Origin of the sequence: Pseudoalteromonas sp. MMG005, assembly GCF_018101015.1 — a bacterium.
Taxonomy (GTDB): Bacteria; Pseudomonadota; Gammaproteobacteria; order Enterobacterales; family Alteromonadaceae; genus Pseudoalteromonas; species Pseudoalteromonas aurantia.
On sequence record NZ_JAGJEK010000087.1, the window covers coordinates 1 to 436 of the forward strand.

A 436-nucleotide genomic window follows, 5' to 3' on the forward strand; every position below is an offset into this window, starting at 1 on the left:
GGTATTCTTGATGCCATCAAGGTAGTCTTGGCCATCTTCATAGCTGGGTGTATCACCGCGTGTCACCACATACCCGTCAGCATCAGGTTGGCGAAGCGCAGTAAAACTAAAGGCACCATTACTGTCAGTGTTGGTGGTCAGTGACACTGCGTTGCCGAATTCATCTTTACCGCTCAGGGTGACTGCAAGGTTTGGGATCGCAAGATCTTGTGATTCTTTAACACCATTTTGATTGCCATCAACAAACACCGCGCCTTCAACACGGGCTTCGCCCGCATTAGGTAGTTCAGTAAAGATCACCTTGCTTGGTTTACCTACCGTGGCTACCTTCACCGCGTTTTTACCAGCATAGGTATTCTTGATGCCATCAAGGTAATCTTGGCCGTCTTCATAACTTGGCGTATCTGCGCGCGTCACCACATACCCGTCTGCATTC

General features: G+C 49.3%; 1 protein-coding gene. It reads right to left on the minus strand.

The window, feature by feature from the left end; genetic code table 11:
• On the minus strand, positions 1-436 hold a 436-nt coding region (locus J8M01_RS23815; RefSeq protein WP_211059607.1), incomplete at both ends, for an SdrD B-like domain-containing protein.